Here is a 21652-nt window from a genome sequence, read left to right on the forward strand (position 1 = left end):
GGGTGCGTCTTGGCTGGTGGGCGCGGCCGGATGGATAGGTTCGGGGCGTGGAAGACGATGTTCGTGTGCTGGTGGTCGACGACGAGCCGGCGGTGCGCGAGTCCGTGGGCGACACGCTCGGGCTGGACGGCTACGAGATCCGGTCGGCGCCGGACGGGGAGTCGGCCCTGCGCGAGGCCGCCGCGGCGGCACCGGACGCGATCGTCCTGGACGTCATGATGCCGGGCCTGGACGGCCTGGCCGTCTGCCGGTCCCTGCGGGAGAAGGGCGATCGCACGCCGATCCTGATGCTGACGGCGCGGGACGCGGTGAGCGACCGGGTCGACGGCCTGGACGCGGGCGCCGACGACTACCTCGTCAAGCCGTTCGCGCCGGAGGAGCTGCGGGCGCGGGTGCGGGCGCTGCTGCGCCGCATCCGGGCGGTGCCGTCCGGCGAGCCCCTCGGGTACGGCGACCTCAGCTTGTATCCGGAGGCGCGGCAGGGACGACTGGGCGACCGGCTCGTCCAGTTCAGCGAGACCGAGTTCGCGCTGCTGGAGCTGCTGGTCCGCAACGCCGGGCAGGTCCTCCCCCGCGAGGTGATCATGGACCGGGTGTGGGGCTACGACTTCGGGCCGGAGTCCAACTCGCTGGGCGTCTATGTCGGCTACCTGCGACGCAAGCTGGAGGCCGGCGGCGAACCGCGGCTCGTGCACACCGTCCGGGGCGTCGGCTACGTCCTGAGGGCGGGATGAGCGGCCGGGTGGACGACGAGCGGGTGCCGTGGTGGCGGCGGGTGCCGCTGCGCACCCGGATGGCGGTGCTGGCCGCGCTCGCCATGGCGGTCGCGGTGGCGGGCGCGGCGGTCGTCGCCTACGCCGCGGTCCGGCAGGCGCTGCACGTCGAGTTGGACCGCTCGCTGGAGCGGCAGTCCGCGCAGGTGGCGCGCGACGTGCGGGCGCGCGGCTGGACGACGCGGACCGGGACGTGCGCGTGGATGACGACGCCGTGCGCGCAGATCGTCCGCGGCGACGGCACCACCGAGCCGGACGAGGCGAACCTGCCGGTGACACCGCGCGTCGTGCGGGTCGCGAACGGCTTGAGCAGGCCGTACTTCTCCGACGCCGCGGCGCGCGGCCTGCCGGTGCGCGTCTACACCGCGGCGATCGAATCGGACGGTTCGCACCGCGCGCTGCAGGTCGGGGCCCGCACGGACAACATGAGCCGCACTCTGGAGCGGGTGCGGCTGGCGTTGCTCGCCACCGTCGCCGCCGGCGTGGCCGGGGCGGGGTTGCTGGGTTACCTGGTCGCGGGCGGGGCGCTGCGTCCGGTGTCGCGGCTGACGAGCGCAGCCGAGCGGATCGCGGCGACCGGCGATCCGGGCCTGCGGATCACCCCGGGCGGATCGGACGAGCTGGGGCGGCTGGCCGCCAGCTTCAACGCCATGCTCGCCGCGCTGGAGGAGTCGGTCACCGCGCAGCGGCGGCTGGTCGCGGACGCCTCGCACGAGCTGCGCACGCCGCTGACCAGCCTGCGCGCCGACATCGAGCTGCTGGACGCGCTGCCGCCGCCGCGCCGCGAGCGGGTCCGGGAGCGGCTGCGGGCGCAGCTCGCGGGGCTCGGCGACCTGGTCGGCGACCTCATCGAGCTGGCGCGCGGCGACGAACCCGCCGGGGAGAGGGAGGACGTCCGGCTGGACCACCTCGTCGAGCACTGCGCCACCCAGGCGCGGACGCGGTGGCCGGAGACGGAGTTCACCGTGGACGCCCGGCCCGCGCTGGTCGCCGGCGACCCGCGGCGGCTGGCCCGCGCGCTGGCGAACCTGCTGGACAACGCCGCCAAGTTCGGAGGCGGACGGCCCGTGGAGGTCACCGTCCGGCCTGCGGACGGCATCAGGCCGCCCGGCACGGCTGTGAAGGACCGTGCCGAGCGGCCTGGTGGCGCACCGCAGGTGGAGGGAGAACAGGGAACGGGCGGCGAGGTCGCCGTGCGCGATCACGGACCGGGCATCGACCCCGCCGACCTCCCCCACGTGTTCGACCGCTTCTACCGGGCGTCCACCGCTCGCGGCCTGCCCGGCTCCGGTCTCGGCCTGGCGATCGTCGCCCAGGTCGCCCGCGAACACGGCGCGCGGGTGGCGGCGGAGCCCGCTCCCGGAGGCGGCACGCTCATCCGCTTCACCTTCGGCTGAAGCCTCCGGACGGCAGCAGGCGTTGCGCGTCCGGGCGTCCGGTCGCCCCCGCAACGGGCGAACTCACCTGACCGATCCCGTCGGGGATAGGGGTCACGGGCAGAGGGTCCGCGGCGCCTGGCCGTGCACGGTCGCCTGCACGCAGCCGGGCTTGAGCCCCTGGTAGGGCTTCGTCCCGAAGTTGGCGGTCATGGTGAGGGCGCCGTCGCCGAACACCGTCCGCTGGACCTGGTGGTCGGACGTCAGCCACCGGAAGTCCGTCATGGGCTTCGTGGCGGCGACCTGGTGCAGCGGTTGGAAGAAGTGCTGCAGGTTCGCCATCTCCTTGCCGTGCTCGTCCAGCGTCGTGGCGTCGACCGTGAAGTTCAGCGGGATGTTGTAGAGCATGCTCATCAGGATCCGCGTCGTCTTGACGTTGGGCAGCTTGTACAGCGACATCTCCCACCGGTCCAGGTTGACGACCGAGTCGTGCAGCACCGTCTCGTAGAGCGGCAGCCGGTAGGCCGGGTCGTACATGCTCTTGACGGCGTCGGCGGGCAGGTCGACCGGCTTGAAGAAGAATTTCGGGTCGTCGGCCGGGTAGTAGCCGCCCCACGTCGCCTTGTCCTTCTGCAGGGGCCACAGGACGTTGAGCCCGTCGGCGGCGGCGCCGTGGTCGAAGGCGATGGCCTGGTTCGCCCAGCCCGCCGCGTTCTCCGACCCCAGCACCAGCTTGTCGCCGCCGGACAGCCGCTGCATCCGGTCGATGCGGTTGGCGCGGTCCTGCGCCTGCGTCATCGGGTGGGACGGGCTGTGGTCGTCGTACAACTCACCGGCGGCGTCCACGTCCAGGAAGTAGCTGTCCGCGCCGTTCGCGGTCATCTGCTTGGTCCGCTGCGCCATGTAGTGCTTGGACGGTTCCTGCTGCTTGAGGTACTGGGAGCTGAGGTAGCAGCCCCGACCGCCGAACCCGGTCTCGGGCTTCCCCTGCGCGTCGCGCACGCACCCGTCCGGGTACACGCCGCCGGGCCACTTGGAGGACGGGTTGTCGGCGGTCTTCGGATCCTGGGCGTTGGCGAACGAGTCGTACGGCCCGACCAGGTAGCCGTCCTTCTTCGCGGCGTCCACGGCGTCGCGCTTCATGGGGTCGGCGCCGGAGTCGTAGCCGAGCCACATGCGGTCCAGCCCCAGCCGCTTCATCTTCTGGACGGACGCGGCCGACCGCGCCGGACCCCACAGGTAGGCGTGGTAGGCGCCGACCAGCTTGCCGGCGGCCGGGTTGCGGGCGATCTTCTCGCGCAGCGAGCCGAGCCGGTGGTGCTGGGCGAGCCACGCCCGGTAGTCCTGCGCGGACGCCACCGGCGAGGCGCCGCCGAGCGAGAACTCCACGTCGTAGTCCTTGGCCTCGCCGAAGCCGTGCGTCGTCTCGCCGTGCAGGCGCCCGCCGGAGGAGACGAACTTCAGCGAGGTGCCGATGTCGGTCGGGACGATGTAGTTCGCGGAGTGCGCGCCGTCCTGGAATCCCCAGAACGGCATGGTCATACCGCCCGCCATCGCGATGTCGGAGCCGGCGAACCTCGCCTTCGCCGAGTTCCAGAACGGGTCGTCCACCGGAATGCCCAGGCCCTCGCCCGTCGGCACCGACAGCCGCGCCGTCGAGCGGTCCGTGCCCGTCAGCGGCCAGCGGAGATCACCGGCCCGGTCGGAGTGCAGACGCATCACCAGCCGTCCGGCGTGTGCCTTAGCGGTGACGGTGATGCCGCGCGACGGGTACGACCAGCTCGCGGCGCCGCCCTTGTGCGTGATCCTGCCCGGTGCGCCGAGCCCCTGCGCAGGCGCGGACAGCGTCAACCGCGCACCGTCGGCGGTTCTCGCCGTCACGCCCAGGTTCGCGGCGTCCACCCGCGCCGAGCCGCCCTGGATCGGGACGACGACCTGCCCGCCCTCGACCTTGACCGGCGCCGACGCAGCCGCCGGCACCGCCGCGACGGGCGCGCCACAGGCGGTAACCGCCGCAACCGCCCCCACGGTGATCGCACCGAGGCCGAACATCGTTGTCTTGGTTGTCTTGGCCATGCCCCACAAGGTGCCGCCCCGGCATAAGAGCTTTTTAAGCGCGCCCGCTCGCAGCGTGTCGACGTGTCCGAATGCCGTACGTCAGTGGTGGGTTGGCCGGGTCCCTCGTCAGGGGTTGAGGGTGATGGTTCGGGTGAGGGTGCTTGCGTTCCAGGAGGCGGTGACGGTCACCTGGATGGGCGAGGTGATCGGCCCGGTCGTGGTGCCGGTGAAGGTCACGTACTCATAGCCCTTCGAGATGGTCACGGTGGCGGGAACCACCAGGTGCGGGTCGCTGCTGGTCAGCGTGACGACCGAGTCCCGGCTCACCTCCGCGACCGGCCGAATCTCACCGGTGAACCCCTGGCCCGCGGTCACCTGGTCGGGAACGGTGAACGACGACAACCCCTCGGGGCCGACGCGGAACAGTCCTCGAACGCTGTCGCCGTCGAGCGAGGCGGTCACCCAGACCCGCTTTCCCGTCGCGAGTGTGCCGACCTTCAGGACGAAGGGCGCGGAGGTCTTCCCGGCGGGGACGATGACCCGGTCCGGGACCGTCACGTCGGGGTCGTCGCTGGCCAGGGCGACGACCGAGTCGTGGTCCACCGGATCGGTGAGCGACACGGTCTCGGTGACCGACGTCCCGTTGGGCAGCTGCTCGCGGGTGCCGGACAGCGCGTCGAGGTTGCCGGGCCCCCGCACCTGGAGAATGCTCTGGCTGACCACGTCCGGAATCGAGGCGGTGATCACGAACTGGCGCGGGGCGGCCTGGGCGGCCGCGATCGCCTGGAACGTCCCCGAGGTGGCCCCGGCGGGGATGGTCAGAGACGTGGTGCTGAGGGTGACCTCGCGGTCATTGCTCCCCAGCGAGACGACGGTGCCGCCCGCCGGCGCCGCCCGCGAGAGGACGACGGTGCCGGTCAGCGGGTGGCCCGGCCGCACGTAGCCGCGGTTGGTGGTCACGGTGAAGCCCATCCGGGACTGCACCGTCAAGCTGACCGGTCCCAGCTTCCGCCCGTCGGAGGTGGACGCGGAAATGCCCACCACAACGTCGGACGCCTGCACGTTCTTGGCCCTGACGCCGAGCGGTTTCACCACGCTGGTGGCGATCGTGAACTCAGCCGAGGTGCGGTGCGCCGCAACCGTGATCTGGGACGGCACCCGGGCCAGGGCGGGATTGCCGCTGACCAGATGGACCGGCAGCCCCGCGCTGGGAGCGGCACCGGTCAGCGTGACGGTCCCGGTGGCGCTGTTGCCGCCTTCCACCGGGTTGGGAGCGATGGTGAGGGCCGACAGCCGCACCGGCGCCGGAGGCTTGGCGGCGGGCAGCACCCGCAGCGTGGTCCGCGCGTGCAGGCGGCCCGAGCCGACCTGAAGCCAGCGGGACTCCGCCTTGCGCACCCCGGGAGTGGTGACCTTGAAGGTCGCCCAGTGGGCGCGGCGCGGTACCCGGATCGAGCGCGGTGTGCCCAACCCGGCCGACGACACCTTCAGCGCCAGGCCATGGACGCCGGCCGCGCACTTCAGGTGGACCTTCGCAGTCGCCTTCGCCCCACCGACGACCGGATTCGGCGAAACCACCACACCCACCGCCTGACGGCAGGCCGAGGCGTCGGCACTCTCCGCCAGGCCCACCACCGCTGAAGCCGCCCCCACCAAGCAAGCGGTAAGCCCCACCAACACCCGTCGCACGGTTCCTCCAAGATCAGCCAGCGAGGCATTCCACCACAAGCCGCGCACTACCGTCACCGACCTTGACGTGCCGACCACTTCCGGACGAGCACCATCCCACGATGATGAGCGGCCGCAATCAGAAAAGGGGCCGCAGTAGCACCGCTCCACTGCTGGGTCGATCTTCGCGAGGGCGAGATGAGCTGACCGCTGCCCGGCGGGCTGCCGACCCCCCAAGGTGTTGCTGTGCGCGGCATCGGCGCCAGGTGTGATCGGCCGGGCCAGTGAGGTTGGCGAGAATCCGTTGGAAAGTGTCGATCCAGCCAATGGCCCGCGTCGGCCGCGCCCCCTACCGTCAGTACGCGGCGAGACCATTCACCGAGCGGGTGAGCGTCGAGCTGTCGCGGGCGACGGCCTGCCGATGGCCGGGCTCATCGACGGCCGCAATTCCGTCGCCCATCACGAGTGCTTCGAGGCTGTTCGAACGTGAGTGCCGCGGCGTCGCCTGCTGCGACCTCGGGCTTGCCCCGGGTGAACGCCTGACCTATCCCCTGTCCCTGCGACGAAAGCGCACAACCGGTTATGGCCAAGATTTTCCTCATTCTCCACGTCCTCGCGGCGGTCATCGCCGTAGGCCCGGTCACGGTGGCGGGCAGCATGTTCCCCGCTGCGGCCCGCAAAGCCGCAGCGGGCCCCGACCGGCCCGATTCGGTCGCCGCCGTGCGGTTGCTGCACCGGATCTGCCAGGTCTACGCCTTCGTCGGCCTGGCCGTACCCGTCCTCGGGTTCGCGACCGCGAGCAGTATGGGCGTCCTGGGCAGCCCCTGGTTGATCGTCTCCATCGCGTTGACCGGCGCCGCCGCGCTCGTGCTCGCGCTGCTCGTCCTTCCTGGCCAGGCGGCCGCCATCGCCGACCTGAACGGCAGCGCCACCGACGATGGCGATGCCACGACGGGCGCGGCGGGTCTCGAGGCCGCCCAGATCCGGCGGCTGGCCATGCTGACCGGCATCTTCAACCTGCTGTGGGCCACAGTCACCATCCTGATGATCGTCCGCCCCGGTTCCTCCACGGGAGCGTGACCCCATTCCCGTGACCACCGCACTTCCGGCGACGCCGAGCACGTCGGCCGATCCCTACCACTGCGCCTGCGGGTGACGGCCCGCTCCTCGGGCGTTCTCCTCTCTCCGGCCGGTGCGAACGATCAACGGGGATGGACGCTGCGCTTTGTCGCCGCCGTCCTGTCCAGCGCGGGCCTGGGCCCAGGGCTTCGGGGTGGGCGGGGACAGCCGTGTCGTCCGCTGATGCCGTCCTAACGGAGGGTGCCGGTCAGCTTAGGCAGGTGGGCGCCGGGCCGTGAAGTACCGGTTGGACCGCCTCAGGAAGACCAACGGGATGAATGCGGCCATCGCGAGCAGGTCCAGGGTGCTGCGCGCGTAGTCCAGGACGAGGTACGAGCTCGGGACCTCGAAGAAGGGGGGTACGTTCGCGGTCGTGAAGCCCTGGGTGTCGCCCTGGATCAGCGCGACGAGGCTGGTCAGGGCCCACACGGAGGCGAGCACGGTCAGGGTGATCCGGGCCCAGTGCCGACCGTTGCGCATCTTGAGGCCGAGCAGGATCCACAAGCCGCTCAGGAGCAGGTAGAAGGCCGTGAAAAAGACGAACAGGCCGAGCAGGAGCCCGTTCACCTTGTCATGGAGTTCATGCATCGACGCCTGAACGTCCCCGCCGGTCGTGCCGAACACGTCGTCCACGGCCCGCTTCACGACCACGAAGGCGGCCACGTTAAGCACGGTCGCAAGCGGCGGCACCATGACCGCGATCCAGAACGCGATCTCGACCGCGGCCGGTCGCCTGCCGCTGAAACCGTACGAGTGCGGCGAAGTCATGCGACAGAACTGTAGGCCTGCGCGAAGGCCGAGTGCAGACAGACGCACTCCCGGCGCGCGGTCTCCACCGGGTCGGCGTCCGGCTCGATCAGGCCGCCCGGTATTTCGAGAGTCCACCCGTCCGCGGCCGTGCGGTCGTCCGCGGCCCGGTGGCCGTCCGCGGCGCCCGCGAGGTACTTGCCCGCCCGGAACTGGCGGCACAGCGCGACGCGGCGCGAGCTCCAGTCCACCGGCAGGACGTAGGCGCTGTCGCCGCGATGGAGGACGTGCCGCACCAGGCGGCGGCCACGGCCGTCGGGCGAGGTGACGACGAATCCGTGCTCGCGGTACTCGTACCGGCCGGAGCCCAGCAGCCGGCCGCGCGCGTGCTCCACCGGCGGCACGGCGGGTTCAGGCACGGCGGCCACGGGCGGCGCGGTCGATCCTCCGGGTCACCTGCGCGCACAGCACGTCGAGCTTCTCGCGCAGTTGTCCCGGGGTGAACATCACGTTGGCGAACGCCTTCCCCTCGACGGGGTAGGTGGTGTTGAAGACGTTCGCGTACGAACGCACCACCAACGGCTCCTCCAGGTAGCCTCGGCCCTGGTCACCCGTGACGGGACCCGGGTGTCCCTGGAGAAGATCGCCCGCCAGGCCGAGGTCGGCTCTGCGACCCTGCACCGGCATTTCCCCTCCCGGCGCGCCCTGCTCCAGGAGGTCTTCCAGGACATCGTCGAGCGCCTTCGCCGGCGAGCCGGCGAGCTGGCCGACGGCGACCCCCGAACCTGCCTCGACACATGGCTGGAAGAGCTGACCGTGTGCGCCGCCGAAACCCGCGGCCTGGGCGCATGGCTGGCCGCCGAAGCAGACGGCGAACCGGACGATCCAACGACCGCCCGCCGCCTGCTCCGGCCGGCCCTCGACGGCGTGCGCCCCTGACCACGGGGCCCGGAGCCCGGACGAAGACGCGCTCTACGACCCGGTAGATCGAGCCGGGACGCGTCGCCGGCAGGCCGACCGGGCCGGGCGGCGCGGTCAGGCCCGTCCGGCCGCGCGGAGTTCGATCAGGCTGCGGGCGCTGGCGACGATCGATTCTTCGGTGGTTCTGGGATGCCAGCCGAGCACGCGACGCGCCTTCTCGGCGCTGGTCCGATAGACGATGCCCAGGTCGGGGGTGAACGCCCGCAGTGTCGGATCCGCGCGCGATGCCAGGCGCACCAGCAGGTTCGGCAGTTGGCGGGTGGGAACCCGGGCGCCGGCGGGGCCGAGGCGGTCCTTGAGCACGCGCGCGACCTGCGCGGCCCACATCGGCGCGCCCGCCGCGGCGATGAAGCGCTGTCCGGGGGCGGCGGGGTCGGTCATCGCGCGGACGTGGAGGTCGGCCACGTCGCGCACGTCGACGAGGTTGAAGCACAGGCGGGGCAACGCCGGCATGCCGCGGTCCAGCAGGCGCTGGATGAGGATGAGGGAGGTCGAAAGGTCGGGCCCGAGGACCGGTCCGAGCAGGCCCACGGGGTTGACGACCGCGAGTTCGGGAGAGCCGCCGCGGTCGGCGAAGTCCCACGCCGCGCGCTCGGCGAGCACCTTGGACTTGGCGTAGGGGCTCACGTCGGGCCCGTCGAGGTCGGTCCAGTCCTGTTCGGTGAACGTCCGGTCGAGGCCGGTGTGGCCATGGCCGATCGCCGCGAAGGAGGAGGTCAGGACGACCCGTCGGACGCCCGCTGCGCGCGCCGCCCGCAGCACCCGCAGGGTTCCCTCGCGGGCCGGGACGATGAGTTCGTCCTCGTGGTCGGGCAGGGTGGCGGGGAAGGGCGAGGCGACGTGCAGCACGTAATCGCAGCCGGAGACCGCGTCCGCCCACCCCGCGTCGGCGGTGAGGTCGGCGGTGGCGAACGAGAGCGCGTCCATCGCGTCGATCCCGCCGCGCCGCAGCATCTCGCGGACCTCGCTCGCGCGGCTCGGCGTGCGGACGGTGGTGCGTACCCGGTAGCCGCGCTCCAGCAGCGTCAGGACGCAGTGCGCGCCGAGGAACCCCGACCCGCCGGTCACCAGCACTTGTTCAGTGTTCATTTCAGCTCCCGATTGGCTTGTCCGGCTGGATCAGGTGACGGCGCGCCACAGCGCCTCGAAGCCGGTGGCGCGGTGCCGGTCGGCTCCCCGCGGGTCCTGGATCATGAAGGCGATCGTGGTGTCCGCGAGGGCCTCGACGGTTCGCACGACGAAGGCCATGGGCGCGTCGCGCAGCGCGCCGGTGGCCCGCGCCCGGTCGAGGAGTGCCGCCACCTCGGCCATGGACCCGTAGGCGGCGGCGTGACTGTCCGGGGTGACGTCCCGGGAGACGCTCAACTGAGCGAGCGCGCGCTTCTTGCGCGGATCGGACGTGCCCCACGCCGTCCACCGGCACCAGACATGCCACCCCTGTTCGCGCAGGTCGGCGTCTGCGGGCAGGTCGGCCGTGACAGTGGCACCCAGCTCCGACTTGAGATCCACGAAAAGGTGGTTGATCAGGTCGGTCTTGGTCGGGAAGACGTTGAACAGCGTGCCGTTGGACACGCCCGCCTCCTTGGCGATCGCCGCCGTCGGCGCGCTGAGCCCTTGCTCGGCGATGACGCGGACGGCCGCCGCCATGATCATGGCTCGCTTCTCCGGAACCCGTGGCCTGGCCACCGGCATCCCCCCTCGGCTTCAATTTGACTGACTAGTCACTCTAGCAGAAGGGAAGTTGGACGGCATTCCTTCCGATCGTCCCCTCGGTTGCAGGCTTTTCCGGTGGCGGGGCGACCGGGCGTGGTGCCGCCGCCCGGACCGCGTGTTGCCGAGCACCTCTCTCTAAGACAAGATTGTTCCTTTGAGGAGAGGGGTGTGCGTGAAACCTCTGGAGGCATCCGATCCCCGGCAGGTCGGCCCCTACCGGACGCTGGCCGAGCTCGGCAGGGGCGGGATGGGCCGGGTGCTGCTGGCCGGCGGTCCGGACGGGCGGCTGGTCGCGGTCAAGCTCGTGGACGAGCAGTTCGTCGAGGACGACGGCTTCCGCGCGCGGTTCCGCCGCGAGGTGCGGGCGTCGCGGCAGGTCGCCGGGGCCTACACGGCGGCGGTGATCGACGCCGATCCGGAGGCGCCGACTCCCTGGCTGGCCTCGGTGTACGTGCCCGGTCCCGCGCTGCAGACCGCCGTCGCCCGGACGGGAGTCCTGGACGGCGAGGCGGCGTCGCGGCTGGCCGCGGGACTGGCCGCCGCGCTGGTGGAGGTGCATCGGTCGGGCCTGGTGCACCGCGACCTCAAGCCCTCCAACGTGCTGCTCACCGGCGACGGCCTGCGCGTCATCGACTTCGGCATCGCCCGGGCCGCCGAAGGCGACGGCACCCGCGTCACCCGGACCGGGATGCTCGTCGGCACCGCGAGCTACATGTCCCCCGAGCAGGCCCGCGGCGAGTCGCCCGGGCAGGCGAGCGACGTGTTCTCGCTCGGCTCGGTGCTGGTGTACGCCTGCACCGGCCAGGGCCCGTTCACGGCCGGCAGCGTGCCGCAGGTCCTGCACAACGTCCTCACCGCCGCGCCCGCGCTGGACGGCCTGCCCGCACGGGTCCGGGAGCTGGCGGAGGCGTGCCTGGCCAAGAACCCCGCCGACCGGCCGACACCCGAGCAGCTGCTGGGCCGGATCGGCGGCGTGGTGCCGGCCGCCCGCCCCTGGCCCCCGGCGGTGCACGCCCTGATCGCCGCGCAGCAGGACGAGGTCGACCGGCTGCTGCACGCTCACTCGCCGGCCGGTCCGCCGTTCTACCCTCCGGCTCCGGTTCCGGCTCCGACCGCGGTGGACCCGGCGGCGCCGTCCGGCGGGCCCAGCCGCCGCCGGTTCCTGGTCGCGGGCGGGGCGGCCCTCGGCGTCGCGGCGGTGGGGGCCGGCGCGTGGGCGTCGGTGAGCGGCGGCGGTTCCACCAAGCGGCACCCCACCGGCGGCAAGCGGGCCGGGACCGCGGCACAGCGTCCGGTGGCCACGCTGACCAGCGACGTACCGCTGGACAGGCTCGCGTTCAGCCCGGACGGTTCGCTCCTGGCGGCGATCGGCGGCGACGCCACGCTGCGGTTCTTCGATGTCGCCTCGCGCCAGCCGTCCGGGGACCCGATCAAGGGCGGGACCGGCGACAGGGCCAGGATCGCCGCCTTCTCCTTCGACCGGACCGGCGACACGCTGGCCACGGCGGGCGACGGCGTCAAGCTCTGGGACGTCCGGACCCGCCGGCAGCTCGCCGCCCTGACCGTCCCGCTGATGGCGAGCATGGACGCCCCCGGCCCGGCGCACGACGTCGGTTACAGCCCCGACGGCCGGCTGCTGGGCGGCGCGGGCATGGAGCTCGTCCAGATCTGGGACGCCCACTCGCGCGCGCCGGTCGGCAAGGTCGAGTTCGGCCACGCCGACATCATGTCCAAGGTGGCCTTCAGCGGCGACGGCAAGCTCCTGGCCGTCCCGGACGAGTCGGCGGTGAAGGTCTACGACGTCGCTTCGGGCAAGCAGTCCGGGCAGTCGCTCCTCGGCCACACCGCGGCCGTCATCGCCGCGCAGGTCAGCCCGGACGGCCACACCCTCGCGACGGCGGCCTACGACTCCACCGTCCGGTTCTGGGACCTGCAGACCGGCCGCGCGGTCGGCGCGCCCATCACGGTCGGCTCGGAGGTGATGGTCGAGTTCATCGACTTCAGCCCCGACGGCCGCATCCTCGCCGGCGGCACCCAGGACGGGACCGTGCGCCTGTGGGACGTGGCGTCCCAGCGGGCGATCGGCAAGCCCATCGGCCTCGGCGGCGAGGTCACCGGTGTCGCGTTCGGCGGCGAGGGACGCACGCTGGCCACCGTGAGCAAGCGGACGATCCAGCTGTGGGATCTCACCGCCCTCACCCGGGCATGACCGCGATGCGTCCCCTGTCCCCCGCCGATCCTCCGGTGATCGGGCCGTACCGGCCGCTGGCCGAGCTCGGGCGCGGCGGGATGGGCCGGGTGCTGCTCTGCTCGGGCCCGGACGGCCGGCTCGTCGCGGTCAAGCTCGTGCACGCGCGGCTCCTCGGCGCCCCCGGCTACCGGGACCGGTTCCGCGCCGAGGTGGCGGCGACCAGGGCCGTGTCGGGCGCCTACACGGCGCCGGTGATCGGCGCCGACCCGGACGCGCCGATGCCGTGGCTCGCGTCGGTCTACGTCCCGGCGCCGTCGCTGGGCGAGGCGGTGAGCGCCACCGGTCCCCTGCCCGAGGCCGCCGTCCGGCGGCTGGCCGCGGGGCTGGCCGCGGCGCTGCGCGACATCCACCGCGCCGGGCTGGCACATCGCGACCTCACGCCGCGGAACGTGCTGCTGGCCGCGGACGGCCCGAAGGTCATCGACTTCGGGATCGCCTCGGCCGGCGGCTCGTCCGCCGAGGCGACCGGCACGCCCGCCTTCATGGCGCCCGAGCAGGCCGAGGGCGGCCCGCCGACCGCGGCCGGCGACGTCTTCGCGCTCGGGTCGGTGCTGGTGCTGGCCTGCACGGGCCACGGCCCGTTCGACGGGCCGGGCGCCATGCAGACGCTCTACAACGTCGTCCACGCCGAGCCGAGACTGGACGGGGTGCCGGCCGCGCTCCGTCCGATCGTCACCGCGTGCCTGGCCAAGGAGCCGGGCGACCGGCCGTCGCCGGACCGTCTGCTGGCGCTGATCGGCCAGGTCACCGCCACCGCCAGGCCCTGGTCGCCCGCCGTCCACCGGCTGATCGACGACCGGCAGGCCGACCTCGCCCGGCTGCTCTCGGGCACCCGGCCCACCGTGGTCGAGCCGGCGCGGGCACCGCGGCGCCGCCGGCTCCCGGCCGCCGGTGCGGCGCTGACCGCGGCGGCGCTCCTCGGGCTGGCGGTGTGGGCGCCCTGGCCGGGGCAGGCGCGCACGTCCACGCCGAAACCCGCCGCCTCCGCCGCCTCCGCCACGCCGTCCCCGCCGCCCAGCTGGACGCTGCGCGGGCACACCTCCTGGGTGATGGCGGTGGCGTTCAGCCCGGACGGCAAGACCCTGGTCACCGCGAGCGACGACGCGACGGCCCGCCGATGGGACGTGGCCACCCACTCCCAGATCGGCGCGCCGGACCGGCACCCCGACGGCGTCGCCTCGCTGGCGATCTCCCGCGACGGCACCGCGCTGTTCACCGGCGGCGACGACGGCTATCTGCGCATCTTCCCGATGTCCGGCAAGGGGGAATCCAGCGGCCTGAACCTCGACAACGGCTCGGTCGGGGCGATGGCGCTCGCGCCCAAGCACGGCAACCTGCTGGCCATGGAGACCGGCGGCAGGCTCCAGCTCTTCCCGCTCGCCGGCAAGGACAAGCCGCCCGAGGCCGCGCGGGTCCCGTCGGGCAACGTCACCGAGCTGGCCTTCAGCCCGGACAGCCGAATCCTGGCCGTCGGCACCACCGGCACCGACAGGGACCTCGACAGCGGCAACACCAAGGGCGTGGTCGAACTGTGGGACCTGGTCGCGAAACGGCACGTGACCCCGGACCTCACCGGCTACAACGGCTGGATCGAGGGCGTGGCGTTCAGCCCCGACGGCCACCTGCTCGCCGCCGTCGGCGGTGACATGGTGCGGCTGTGGGACGTGACCGGCCACCAGCCGGTCGGCGCTCCGATCCGCTGCCGGGCGTCCTGCCGGTCGGTCGCCTTCAGCCCGGACGGCAAGCGGCTCGCCTACTCCGACGGCCCGGACGCCCGCCTGCTGACCACGGCGGACCGGAAGCAGTCCGGCCCCACCCTCACCGGCCACACCGGCGGCATCACCAGCCTGGCCTTCAGCCCCGACGGCACGCTCCTCGCCACCGGCTCCTACGACGACACCGCCCGCATCTGGCAACTCACCCCGTGACCCGCCGCCGTCCCCGTTCCCACGCCACTGCCCGACCACCACCCAGGCGAACGCGACCTCGAAACGCACCAGCACCATGGCGATCAACAGGCAGCCGCGCGCACGCTCGCCGAGACGATCGCCGGACGCAAGCCAGCGGAGCGGGCCTCCACAGCGATCTGAGGTTCGAGGTGACGCCGGGGTCCGCCAAGGAGAACATGCCTACCGTGCTCGAACACCTGAACAGGCGGCGAGGGGGCCAGCCACTGTCAGGCGGCGCGTTGCCTCACCATCGATGAACCTGACCACATGGGCAGGCCCGGCAACGTGAAGCCGTGACAGCGCGAACGAGCCAAGCGTTCCAACCGAAGCAGAGAGTCAGCACTCGGCGCGGCTTGAGCCGCTCGCGGACCGGACGCGGTCACCCGAGCTGAACGCCTTCAATGTCGAGTGCCGAGTACCGGCGAGCCCGCGCCTACGGCGCCTTGGCAGTGCTGGGGGTTCCGGCGTCGAGGGTTCGGCGGTGCGCATTCAGTACCGAGTCGAGCAGGCCCGGGAACAGTGCGTCGAGGTCCTCTCGGCGCAGCCGTACCAGCCGGGATCGGCCTTGCACCGTCGTCCACGTCACGCCGGCCTCGCGCAGCACCCGGTAGTGGTGCGACAGCGTCGTCTGGTGCACGTCGATCTCGGCGCCGATCGCGTTGCAGGAATCCTCGCCCATCCGGTCGAGCCGCCGGACGAGGTCCAGCCGCACCGGATCGGCCAGAGCCCGCAGCACCTCCACCAGCCGGATGGCCTCGGTCGCCGGCTGCGACACCTCACGCATCGCCGTCCCCTGTGATCCGCACACCCCCATGCTACCAATCCATGGATATATGGACAAGCATCCATGTATTGCTTAGGGTTCCGATCGACACGTCCGAGAGGTTCCTCTGGAAAGGCGGCACCACCCAGTGTTGAAACGACTTCTTCCGCTGGCCCTGGCGACCTTCGCCGTCGGCACCGACAGCTACGTCATCGCCGGCCTGCTCCCGGCCATCGCCACCGACCTGCGGGTCTCCACGCCCGCCGCCGGACAGCTCGTGACGGTGTTCGCCTTGGTGATGGCCCTGTCGGCACCCGTCATGGGCGCGCTCACCAGCGGGCTGGACCGGCGGTCCGCGCTGCTGATCGCGTTGAGCATCTTCGTGGCCGGCAACGCCGTCACCGCCCTGGGCACCGGCTACGAGGCAGTGATGATCGCTCGCGTCGTCACCGCGGCCGGGGCCGGAATGATCAACTCCGCCGCCTCCAGCACCGCGGGGGCCATCGCACCCCCGGAACGCCGAGGCACGGCCCTGGCCTTCGTGTTGGGCGGCCTCACGTTGGCGACGGCGTTGGGCCTCCCCCTCGGCACGCTGATCGGCCGTACCGACTGGCACCTCACCCTGTGGGCCGTCGCCGGGATCGGCCTGGCCGCACTCGTGGGCATCGCCGCCGGCCTGCCCGAGGTGACGCTCCCCGCCGCCTCCCTGGGCGACCGGCTGCGTCCGCTCAAGCAGGGCCGCGTCCTCGCGCTGCTGGCCGTCACCACACTGGTCTTCCTCGGCGCCTACACCCTCTACACCTACATCGGCCCGGCCCTCCAGGACGCGACCGGCGGCTCCCCCTCGCGGCTCACCGTCATCCTGCTGGCCTGGGGAACCGGCGTCCTGACCGGAAACCTCATCGCCGGACGGCTGATCGACCGACACGACCCCGCCCACGTGCTGACCGGCCCACTCATCATCGCCGCCATCGCCCTGGCCCTCACTTCGGTGGCGACCGCCACGCTCGTGTCCACCCTGGCCTGGGCCGCGATCTGGGGCGTCGCCCTCGGCGCCGTCGTCGTGCCCCAACAGCACCGGCTCATCGCCCTCAGCCCAGCCGCCGCACCGGTTCTCCTCGGCCTCAACTCCTCGGCCATCTACGTCGGGATCGCCCTAGGCGGTGGCCTGGGCGGACTCGCCCAGGAGTGGCTTGCCCCGGGCCCCGCCGCGCTGGGCCTGCCGGCCGCCACTGTCACAACCCTGGCACTGCTCTACCACCTGACGACCACACGCCACCGCTCGCCCACCACCCCCCAACCGACCCCCTCCACCACAAAGGCCCCCACCGCCGGTACATGATGACAGCGAAGCGCGGCCGGTGAACAGCTCACCGCCAACGCGTGCTCTGGGCTGCCCACGGCGGCCGGGTGACGGTGGCGGTGACCGGCCCCTTCACGTCCGTCAGCCGAGGAACCACGCCTCGACCACGCCGTCGCTCATCCCCGAGGTGACCAGCGTGCGGCCGTCCGGGGTGAAAGACGCCGCGACCGGCCCCGCCGTGGACGTCCACCTGATCCGGCCGTCGGACGCGTCGAACAGCACGGCCAACTCGTCGTCGGCCACGAACACCAGCGGCCCGCGTTCCGTCCAGGACGCCTTGGCCGAGTACGTCGCGACCGGGGCCGTGGCGTCCATCGTGAGCGCGGAGTCGGCGACCGGGACCAGCGAAGCGCCCGTCACCTTCCCTGCCCGCACCGTCATCACGCATGCGGTCGGACGATCGTCCCCCGCCGCCACCAGCCCGGACGCACCAGGCGCGAACGCCAGCGTATTGACGCTGGTCAGCCCCGTCTCCCACGTGGACAGCAGCGCACCGGAACCGACATCGCGCAACGCGACGCGCCCCTCCGGACAGGCATGGGCGAGCAACTCGCCGGCGTCGTCCAGCGCGACCGCTCCGGCCGCTCCCTCGGCGCGCAGCACCGCATCACCAGTGGACGCCTCGGCCACCAGCACCGACCCGGTCTCGGTGTTGCCGCAGGCGAGGAGCCGTCCGTCGGCGCTGTGACCGACCCGTCCGAAGCCGATGTCGTCGGCGACCTCACCGGCGGCGTCCAGATCGAGCGCGTACCGGAGCGCACCGTCCGCGCCATAGACGACCGGGCCGACACCTTCCCCCAGGTCAGCGAAGCCGACGGCCACCTGCGAGCCGTCCGGGCCGAACATCGCGTCAACGGCCGTGGCGTCAGTGGCCAGGGTCGCGATCAGCAGATCGCTCTCGGGGTCGGGCGCGTCAGGGCCGGGCCTGAGCAGCAGCACCTGCCCGAGGTCATTGTTGCCAGTCGCTCCCGACCCGGCCAACACCACCCCAAGGTCGTCGGGGCACGCCACGGCACTGACATAGAAGTACTCGCCGAGCCGGCAAAGCGTGCGGTGCTCCAGTCCCATGAACGATCATGCTTCCACGCACGTCCGGCCAAGGCGCCCGAATCCCCTTGACGCCCACCCGCTACAGCGCGGCCGACACGGCGAAGACAGCGACGGTGGCCCTGCCGATGAGACGGAGGATGACCTCCCGGGAAACCGCGGAAAACTCACGTCCGGCTACTTACGGCAGCCGAGGTCACTCATCGGACGCCAGGTGACCAGGGGGCCTGGACCGTGCCGGTAGGGGTATTCAGGAGCCGGCCGGTTTGCGGGCGGTGAGCAGGCGGGTCGGAACCCACGGACTGCCCCACCACGCACGCCAGCCGAGGTTGCGCACGCTGATGTCCTGGGCGTTCAGCCGCGCCAGCACCGCAGCGTACTGGCGGGGAGTCCGCGCCAGGTCGGCGATCAACAGCCGGCCACCCGGCCGCAGGACCCGATACGCCTCGGCGATCGCTTGAGCGCGGGCGTCCGCGCCGAAGATGGTGTGCACCGTCAGGCTGGACACGACCAGGTCGAAGCTCGCCTCCGCGTACGGCAGTCTGCGCAGATCACCCCCGTGCACGTGGACGCGATCGGCGACGCCTTCGGCACGGGCATTGCGCAGGGTCGCCGCCGGGGTGTTGCCGGACTGGTCCCGTCCGCGCCACAGATCCACACCGACCGCCTGGCCCTGCGGGAGGCGCTGTGCGGCGGCCAACAGGACGGCGCCGCGTCCGCAGCCGAGGTCGAGCAGCCGTTCGTCGCCACGCAGCTCCAGCTCGTCCAGCACGTCCCGCCACACCAGGAACTTGCCGCGCAGCGTGGCGTGCAGGCTCAAGGCCAGGCACCCCGCCAGCAGAGTGCCGGAGACCAGCGCCGGCAGCGCGGCGGCCACATCGGCGGTAACCGCCATCACCAGCCCGGTCACCCAGAACCCCAACACGACCAAGCCCACGAAGCCGAACCCGTAGGGCGCATCCATCCCATACCGCGCGCCACGCATCCCGCCACTCTGCCACGAACCGGCCGCCCGCGGGGCGGCTCCGATCATGCGCTGACCATTATCTGAACTGCTGGTCTGTCGAAGTGAAGGTGTGTGGAGCGACGTCGCCGAGCCAACCTTGCTGGTGTGCTTCGTCGATGCGGGCGAGGAGCTCGTCACGGATGGTGGTGAGACGGGGCAGTTGAGCGGGGTCCGGGCGCAGGAAGGGGCAGCGGACGCAGGCGTGCTCATGGATGCAGCCGGTGCCGTAGGCGCGGCCGCAGGTGCCCAGGAAGACCTTGCGATGTCCGAAGTTGCCGAAGAAGTCTTCCCACTCCTCGTTTCGGTGGGGGCTCGGTACTCGGTCGAGGACCGTTCGTCGCGGCGGCGGGCCAGGAACGCGCGGTGCCCGTTGATGGCTTCTTCGGAGTGGACGGCTGACGGCACAGTCGGATATCAGAATTCTCTCAATGCCTTGCCTTGCCGTGCTGTGGAGGGCGTGAAATCACTGACCTGATCGAGATGTGCGGGTCAGAGCGGATCGGCTTGGTCGGGCCAGGACTGGATCAGATACTGTTCTTCGCCCGGTGCGGTTTCCAGGCCGCGGGCCCAGTCGCGGCCTCGGGATCGACAGCGCACGCGGTGAGGCCCGAGCGACGGTGGCCAGAAGCCGGTCCAGCACTTGTGATCGGAATCTGTCGGAGAGGCGATGAGGATCTGGTCGCCGTCGAAGTTCGTGGTGGCGATCGCGTCGTGCTGGCAGGTGTCCCAGCCCGGTGGGTCGGCATTGGGCGGGGCGTCCCAGAACTGCACCGTCATCAGGACGTCCACCTCCCCTTCACTGACGGTGTTGATGAACACGTAGTGGCCCGGCTCCGGGAACTGGAAAACCACGTCCCGGTCGGCGGCCACCTGGCTGTAGTCCGGGCCGCCGCTGCCCGCAGGCGCGATTACCAGGTGAGCGCAATCAGGGGCGATCAAGAGTTCCAGGTGTGCGATTCGCATGGCTCGCATGGCGGACGATGATAACGAGCCGGCGTAAACCGCTCAGCGCACCCACAGGGCATGACCTCACGGCTTGAAACAGGATTCGGAGCCGGTGACGTGCTCGGTACGGGCGCAAGCGGCCTGATCGTAAGTGGTCAGCAATGGGGCTCCGAGTGGTCGTCAAGGTTGGGATGGTGTCGGCGGCTGAGGTCGGCAGCGTAAGTCACCCAGTCGCCGGAGGAGGCGCGTGGCCACTGGACGGCGACGCTGATGTGAATGCCGACTGTGCGGGCGAGGCGATGCGGGCGTTGCGGATCTCGGTGGCGTTGGGGCGGGGTGAGTCGGCGGCCAGGGTCGAGGTCTGCGCGGCAGGCTCAAGCGGCTGAGGCAGCGCAGATGGCTGACCGAGTTCTGGCCTGCGCAGCCGACCTAGTTCGGGGCCGGTGACATCGACCCGAAGCCCTGGGCCACACATGAGGCCGGTTTCGCCGCCGCGCGCAGGCCGCGCCCGACCAGCGCAAAGGCCGGCCGTTGATGTTTCGGGATCGGCGTCCAAGGTCGGTGCCGCGGATCCGAGCGGGCAATGCGAACCGCATGAACGCGGACTGGTCAACTTCCGATGGAGGTGCTTTGATCGGAGCGATGTAGGGTTCCAGCGGTCCCGAAATGAGACAGGGGCGCGGTGTGAGTGCTTTGGCATGCCCTCGTTGCGCTCAGATCGACCAAGTGCAGAGCGTGCAGAGCGTCTATGGCGCTCAGAGCGGTACCACGCATTCCCAGGGGATGGCGTTCGGCGCGGTCATCGGTGCGGGACCAATGGCCATGAGTACGTCATCCCACGGGGTTCATGCCAGCAATCTGGCTTTGCGTCTGGCTCCGCCGCCGCAGCCCGTGCGTCAATCGCCCTGGAACTGCGGCATCTTCGCACTACTCGCCTCCATCGTCGGCTTCAGCCTCATCCCTCTGCTCGGCTGGCTGGTCGAGCATGACCCCATGGCTCTGGCCGTCTTCGTCGCGGTCCTGTGCGCCGTACCGGTCGTCGTCCTTCTGGTCCTGGTTCGGGGGCAGAGGCTCAAACAACGCCATCAGGTCTATGCCGCCCGCTGGCCGGCGATGATGCGCATATGGCAGAGCGCCATGATCTGCCTTCGCTGCCACGGGACCTACTTTCCCCCCGATGCGCTTCCGGCTGGGCTGCGCCCCAGCCAGCTGCTTCCTGTCGACCTCTTCCAGGCCACCGTCGCCGATCTCGGCGCCCGCTTCGCGCTGGCCGCGGCGTCCCCCTCGAGTCCCCTCCAGCCAGGCGAGTAGAGGAGGACCCGCGCCGCGCAGAGAGCGCGGAACACGACGTGGGTGGCGTCGGCGGTGCCGAGCATGAGGAACCCTGGCCCGCCGAGGAGTGCGAGGTTGCGGGTGCCCAGCAGCCGCCCCGCGTAGGCCGGGACAACAGAACTGTAGAGGCCGCCGACCGACCAGGCGGCGAACACCGTCAGTCCCGCTCGGGCGAACCGGCGGTGCGTCCCGGGCGGCGCGTCCCGGGCGGCGCGCCCCCGGCGGCGCGCCCCCGGCGGCACCGCCGGCCATTGCGGCCGCCGGCGCGCTCCCGCAGCAAAGGCCGGACGAGTCTTCGGGACGGCCGCCATTGTCACGGCCAGCACGGTGAGCAGACCGGCCTCGACCAGGTAGCTGAGTCGCAGCGGAGCGGGTGCGTACTGGGCGAGCAGCCCGGCCAGCAGCGGACCGAACGAGCGCGAGCGCGTACACGGCGAAGACCAGCGTGAGCATCCAGGTGGAGAACCCGAGGCGCTCCCGGTAGCCGACGTACAGCGGCGTGGCACCTCGGTCCCCGCGACGCACACCAGGATCACCGCGCCGACCCCGGCGACCCGCTCC

Annotated in this window: 19 protein-coding genes and 1 pseudogene; 9 read left to right on the forward strand and 11 right to left on the reverse strand. The window is 71.8% G+C overall.

Features of this window, described 5'->3' with window-relative positions:
• The first annotated feature begins 47 nt into the window (after nucleotides 1-47).
• The gene (locus ACFPCY_RS10325) at nucleotides 48-734 is read left to right on the forward strand and encodes a response regulator transcription factor (protein WP_378253702.1); all 687 of its coding nucleotides are present in this window, start codon (nucleotides 48-50) and stop codon (nucleotides 732-734) included.
• Nucleotides 731-2170 (forward strand): sensor histidine kinase, encoded by a 1440-nt coding sequence (locus ACFPCY_RS10330; RefSeq protein ID WP_378253704.1) that lies wholly within the window; start codon nucleotides 731-733, stop codon nucleotides 2168-2170. Before ACFPCY_RS10325 ends, ACFPCY_RS10330 begins: the two co-directional genes overlap by 4 nt.
• A gap of 93 nt (nucleotides 2171-2263) precedes the next feature.
• Here the strand turns inward: ACFPCY_RS10330 and ACFPCY_RS10335 are convergent, their stop codons facing one another.
• Entirely contained in the window at nucleotides 2264-4225 is a 1962-nt protein-coding gene (locus ACFPCY_RS10335; RefSeq protein WP_378253706.1) for a glycoside hydrolase, read from the reverse strand.
• A gap of 108 nt (nucleotides 4226-4333) precedes the next feature.
• Nucleotides 4334-5953 (reverse strand): hypothetical protein, encoded by a 1620-nt coding sequence (locus ACFPCY_RS10340; RefSeq protein ID WP_378253708.1) that lies wholly within the window; start codon nucleotides 5951-5953, stop codon nucleotides 4334-4336.
• 504 nt (nucleotides 5954-6457) lie between these two features.
• On the opposite strand from ACFPCY_RS10340, the gene ACFPCY_RS10345 reads away from it, so the two are divergent.
• Nucleotides 6458-6955 (forward strand): hypothetical protein, encoded by a 498-nt coding sequence (locus tag ACFPCY_RS10345; RefSeq protein WP_378253710.1) that lies wholly within the window; start codon nucleotides 6458-6460, stop codon nucleotides 6953-6955.
• A 252-nt stretch (nucleotides 6956-7207) separates the two neighbouring features.
• Here ACFPCY_RS10345 and ACFPCY_RS10350 read toward each other — a convergent pair whose 3' ends face one another.
• The 3 genes from ACFPCY_RS10350 to ACFPCY_RS10360 are packed head-to-tail and all read right to left on the reverse strand — an operon-like array spanning nucleotide 7208 to nucleotide 8317.
• Entirely contained in the window at nucleotides 7208-7762 is a 555-nt protein-coding gene (locus ACFPCY_RS10350) for a hypothetical protein (RefSeq protein WP_378253712.1), read from the reverse strand.
• The gene (locus ACFPCY_RS10355) at nucleotides 7759-8160 is read right to left on the reverse strand and encodes an NUDIX hydrolase (RefSeq protein WP_378253713.1); all 402 of its coding nucleotides are present in this window, start codon (nucleotides 8158-8160) and stop codon (nucleotides 7759-7761) included. The genes ACFPCY_RS10350 and ACFPCY_RS10355 overlap by 4 nt, the downstream gene beginning before the upstream one ends.
• Nucleotides 8153-8317, reverse strand: coding sequence for a hypothetical protein (locus ACFPCY_RS10360; RefSeq protein WP_378253789.1), 165 nt, complete (start codon nucleotides 8315-8317; stop codon nucleotides 8153-8155). Before ACFPCY_RS10360 ends, ACFPCY_RS10355 begins: the two co-directional genes overlap by 8 nt.
• An 18-nt stretch (nucleotides 8318-8335) precedes the next feature.
• Here ACFPCY_RS10360 and ACFPCY_RS10365 point away from each other — a divergent pair.
• A pseudogene (locus tag ACFPCY_RS10365) lies at nucleotides 8336-8680 on the forward strand (TetR/AcrR family transcriptional regulator); the annotation flags it as partial.
• A 96-nt stretch (nucleotides 8681-8776) separates the two neighbouring features.
• Here the strand turns inward: ACFPCY_RS10365 and ACFPCY_RS10370 are convergent.
• Together ACFPCY_RS10370 and ACFPCY_RS10375 are read right to left on the reverse strand one after the other, a co-directional pair.
• Nucleotides 8777-9811, reverse strand: a complete 1035-nt coding sequence (locus tag ACFPCY_RS10370; RefSeq protein WP_378253714.1) for an SDR family oxidoreductase — start codon at nucleotides 9809-9811, stop codon at nucleotides 8777-8779.
• 30 nt (nucleotides 9812-9841) lie between these two features.
• Nucleotides 9842-10375, reverse strand: coding sequence for a TetR/AcrR family transcriptional regulator (locus ACFPCY_RS10375; RefSeq protein WP_378253715.1), 534 nt, complete (start codon nucleotides 10373-10375; stop codon nucleotides 9842-9844).
• A 232-nt stretch (nucleotides 10376-10607) separates the two neighbouring features.
• On the opposite strand from ACFPCY_RS10375, the gene ACFPCY_RS10380 reads away from it, so the two are divergent.
• Together ACFPCY_RS10380 and ACFPCY_RS10385 are read left to right on the forward strand one after the other, a co-directional pair.
• Nucleotides 10608-12644 (forward strand): WD40 repeat domain-containing serine/threonine protein kinase, encoded by a 2037-nt coding sequence (locus tag ACFPCY_RS10380; protein WP_378253717.1) that lies wholly within the window; start codon nucleotides 10608-10610, stop codon nucleotides 12642-12644.
• A gap of 5 nt (nucleotides 12645-12649) precedes the next feature.
• Nucleotides 12650-14614: a WD40 repeat domain-containing serine/threonine protein kinase gene (locus tag ACFPCY_RS10385; RefSeq protein ID WP_378253718.1), complete on the forward strand. Its 1965-nt coding sequence runs from the start codon at nucleotides 12650-12652 to the stop codon at nucleotides 14612-14614.
• Between the two features lie 454 nt (nucleotides 14615-15068).
• Here ACFPCY_RS10385 and ACFPCY_RS10390 read toward each other — a convergent pair whose 3' ends face one another.
• The gene (locus tag ACFPCY_RS10390; protein WP_378253720.1) at nucleotides 15069-15419 is read right to left on the reverse strand and encodes an ArsR/SmtB family transcription factor; all 351 of its coding nucleotides are present in this window, start codon (nucleotides 15417-15419) and stop codon (nucleotides 15069-15071) included.
• Nucleotides 15420-15549: 130 nt separating this feature from the next.
• On the opposite strand from ACFPCY_RS10390, the gene ACFPCY_RS10395 reads away from it, so the two are divergent.
• Nucleotides 15550-16740 (forward strand): MFS transporter, encoded by a 1191-nt coding sequence (locus ACFPCY_RS10395; RefSeq protein ID WP_378253722.1) that lies wholly within the window; start codon nucleotides 15550-15552, stop codon nucleotides 16738-16740.
• Nucleotides 16741-16842: 102 nt separating this feature from the next.
• On the opposite strand, the gene ACFPCY_RS10400 is transcribed toward ACFPCY_RS10395, so the two are convergent.
• Nucleotides 16843-17829: a WD40 repeat domain-containing protein gene (locus tag ACFPCY_RS10400; RefSeq protein ID WP_378253724.1), complete on the reverse strand. Its 987-nt coding sequence runs from the start codon at nucleotides 17827-17829 to the stop codon at nucleotides 16843-16845.
• A gap of 229 nt (nucleotides 17830-18058) precedes the next feature.
• Nucleotides 18059-18841, reverse strand: coding sequence for a class I SAM-dependent methyltransferase (locus tag ACFPCY_RS10405; RefSeq protein ID WP_378253726.1), 783 nt, complete (start codon nucleotides 18839-18841; stop codon nucleotides 18059-18061).
• A gap of 43 nt (nucleotides 18842-18884) precedes the next feature.
• On the opposite strand from ACFPCY_RS10405, the gene ACFPCY_RS10410 reads away from it, so the two are divergent.
• Nucleotides 18885-19289, forward strand: coding sequence for a hypothetical protein (locus tag ACFPCY_RS10410; RefSeq protein ID WP_378253728.1), 405 nt, complete (start codon nucleotides 18885-18887; stop codon nucleotides 19287-19289).
• A gap of 14 nt (nucleotides 19290-19303) precedes the next feature.
• Here the strand turns inward: ACFPCY_RS10410 and ACFPCY_RS10415 are convergent, their stop codons facing one another.
• Nucleotides 19304-19786, reverse strand: a complete 483-nt coding sequence (locus tag ACFPCY_RS10415; RefSeq protein WP_378253729.1) for a hypothetical protein — start codon at nucleotides 19784-19786, stop codon at nucleotides 19304-19306.
• Nucleotides 19787-20485: 699 nt separating this feature from the next.
• Between ACFPCY_RS10415 and ACFPCY_RS10420 the strand changes: the two genes are divergently transcribed.
• Entirely contained in the window at nucleotides 20486-21070 is a 585-nt protein-coding gene (locus ACFPCY_RS10420; protein WP_378253731.1) for a hypothetical protein, read from the forward strand.
• Nucleotides 21071-21652 lie beyond the last annotated feature (582 nt).

This window comes from Actinomadura gamaensis, from assembly GCF_042652125.1.
Taxonomy (GTDB): domain Bacteria; phylum Actinomycetota; class Actinomycetes; order Streptosporangiales; family Streptosporangiaceae; genus Spirillospora; species Spirillospora gamaensis.

Bases quoted from the DNA above. Each gene is read 5' to 3' on its own strand.
- ACFPCY_RS10350 (WP_378253712.1), bottom strand. From the start codon at position 7,762: ATGACTTCGCCGCACTCGTACGGTTTCAGCGGCAGGCGACCGGCCGCG.
- ACFPCY_RS10370 (WP_378253714.1), bottom strand. From the start codon at position 9,811: ATGAACACTGAACAAGTGCTGGTGACCGGCGGGTCGGGGTTCCTCGGC.
- ACFPCY_RS10345 (WP_378253710.1), top strand. From the start codon at position 6,458: ATGGCCAAGATTTTCCTCATTCTCCACGTCCTCGCGGCGGTCATCGCC.
- ACFPCY_RS10375 (WP_378253715.1), bottom strand. From the start codon at position 10,375: ATGATCATGGCGGCGGCCGTCCGCGTCATCGCCGAGCAAGGGCTCAGC.
- ACFPCY_RS10335 (WP_378253706.1), bottom strand. From the start codon at position 4,225: ATGGCCAAGACAACCAAGACAACGATGTTCGGCCTCGGTGCGATCACC.
- ACFPCY_RS10385 (WP_378253718.1), top strand. From the start codon at position 12,650: ATGCGTCCCCTGTCCCCCGCCGATCCTCCGGTGATCGGGCCGTACCGG.
- ACFPCY_RS10330 (WP_378253704.1), top strand. From the start codon at position 731: ATGAGCGGCCGGGTGGACGACGAGCGGGTGCCGTGGTGGCGGCGGGTG.
- ACFPCY_RS10405 (WP_378253726.1), bottom strand. From the start codon at position 18,841: ATGATCGGAGCCGCCCCGCGGGCGGCCGGTTCGTGGCAGAGTGGCGGG.
- ACFPCY_RS10400 (WP_378253724.1), bottom strand. From the start codon at position 17,829: ATGGGACTGGAGCACCGCACGCTTTGCCGGCTCGGCGAGTACTTCTAT.
- ACFPCY_RS10390 (WP_378253720.1), bottom strand. From the start codon at position 15,419: ATGCGTGAGGTGTCGCAGCCGGCGACCGAGGCCATCCGGCTGGTGGAG.
- ACFPCY_RS10415 (WP_378253729.1), bottom strand. From the start codon at position 19,786: ATGCGAGCCATGCGAATCGCACACCTGGAACTCTTGATCGCCCCTGAT.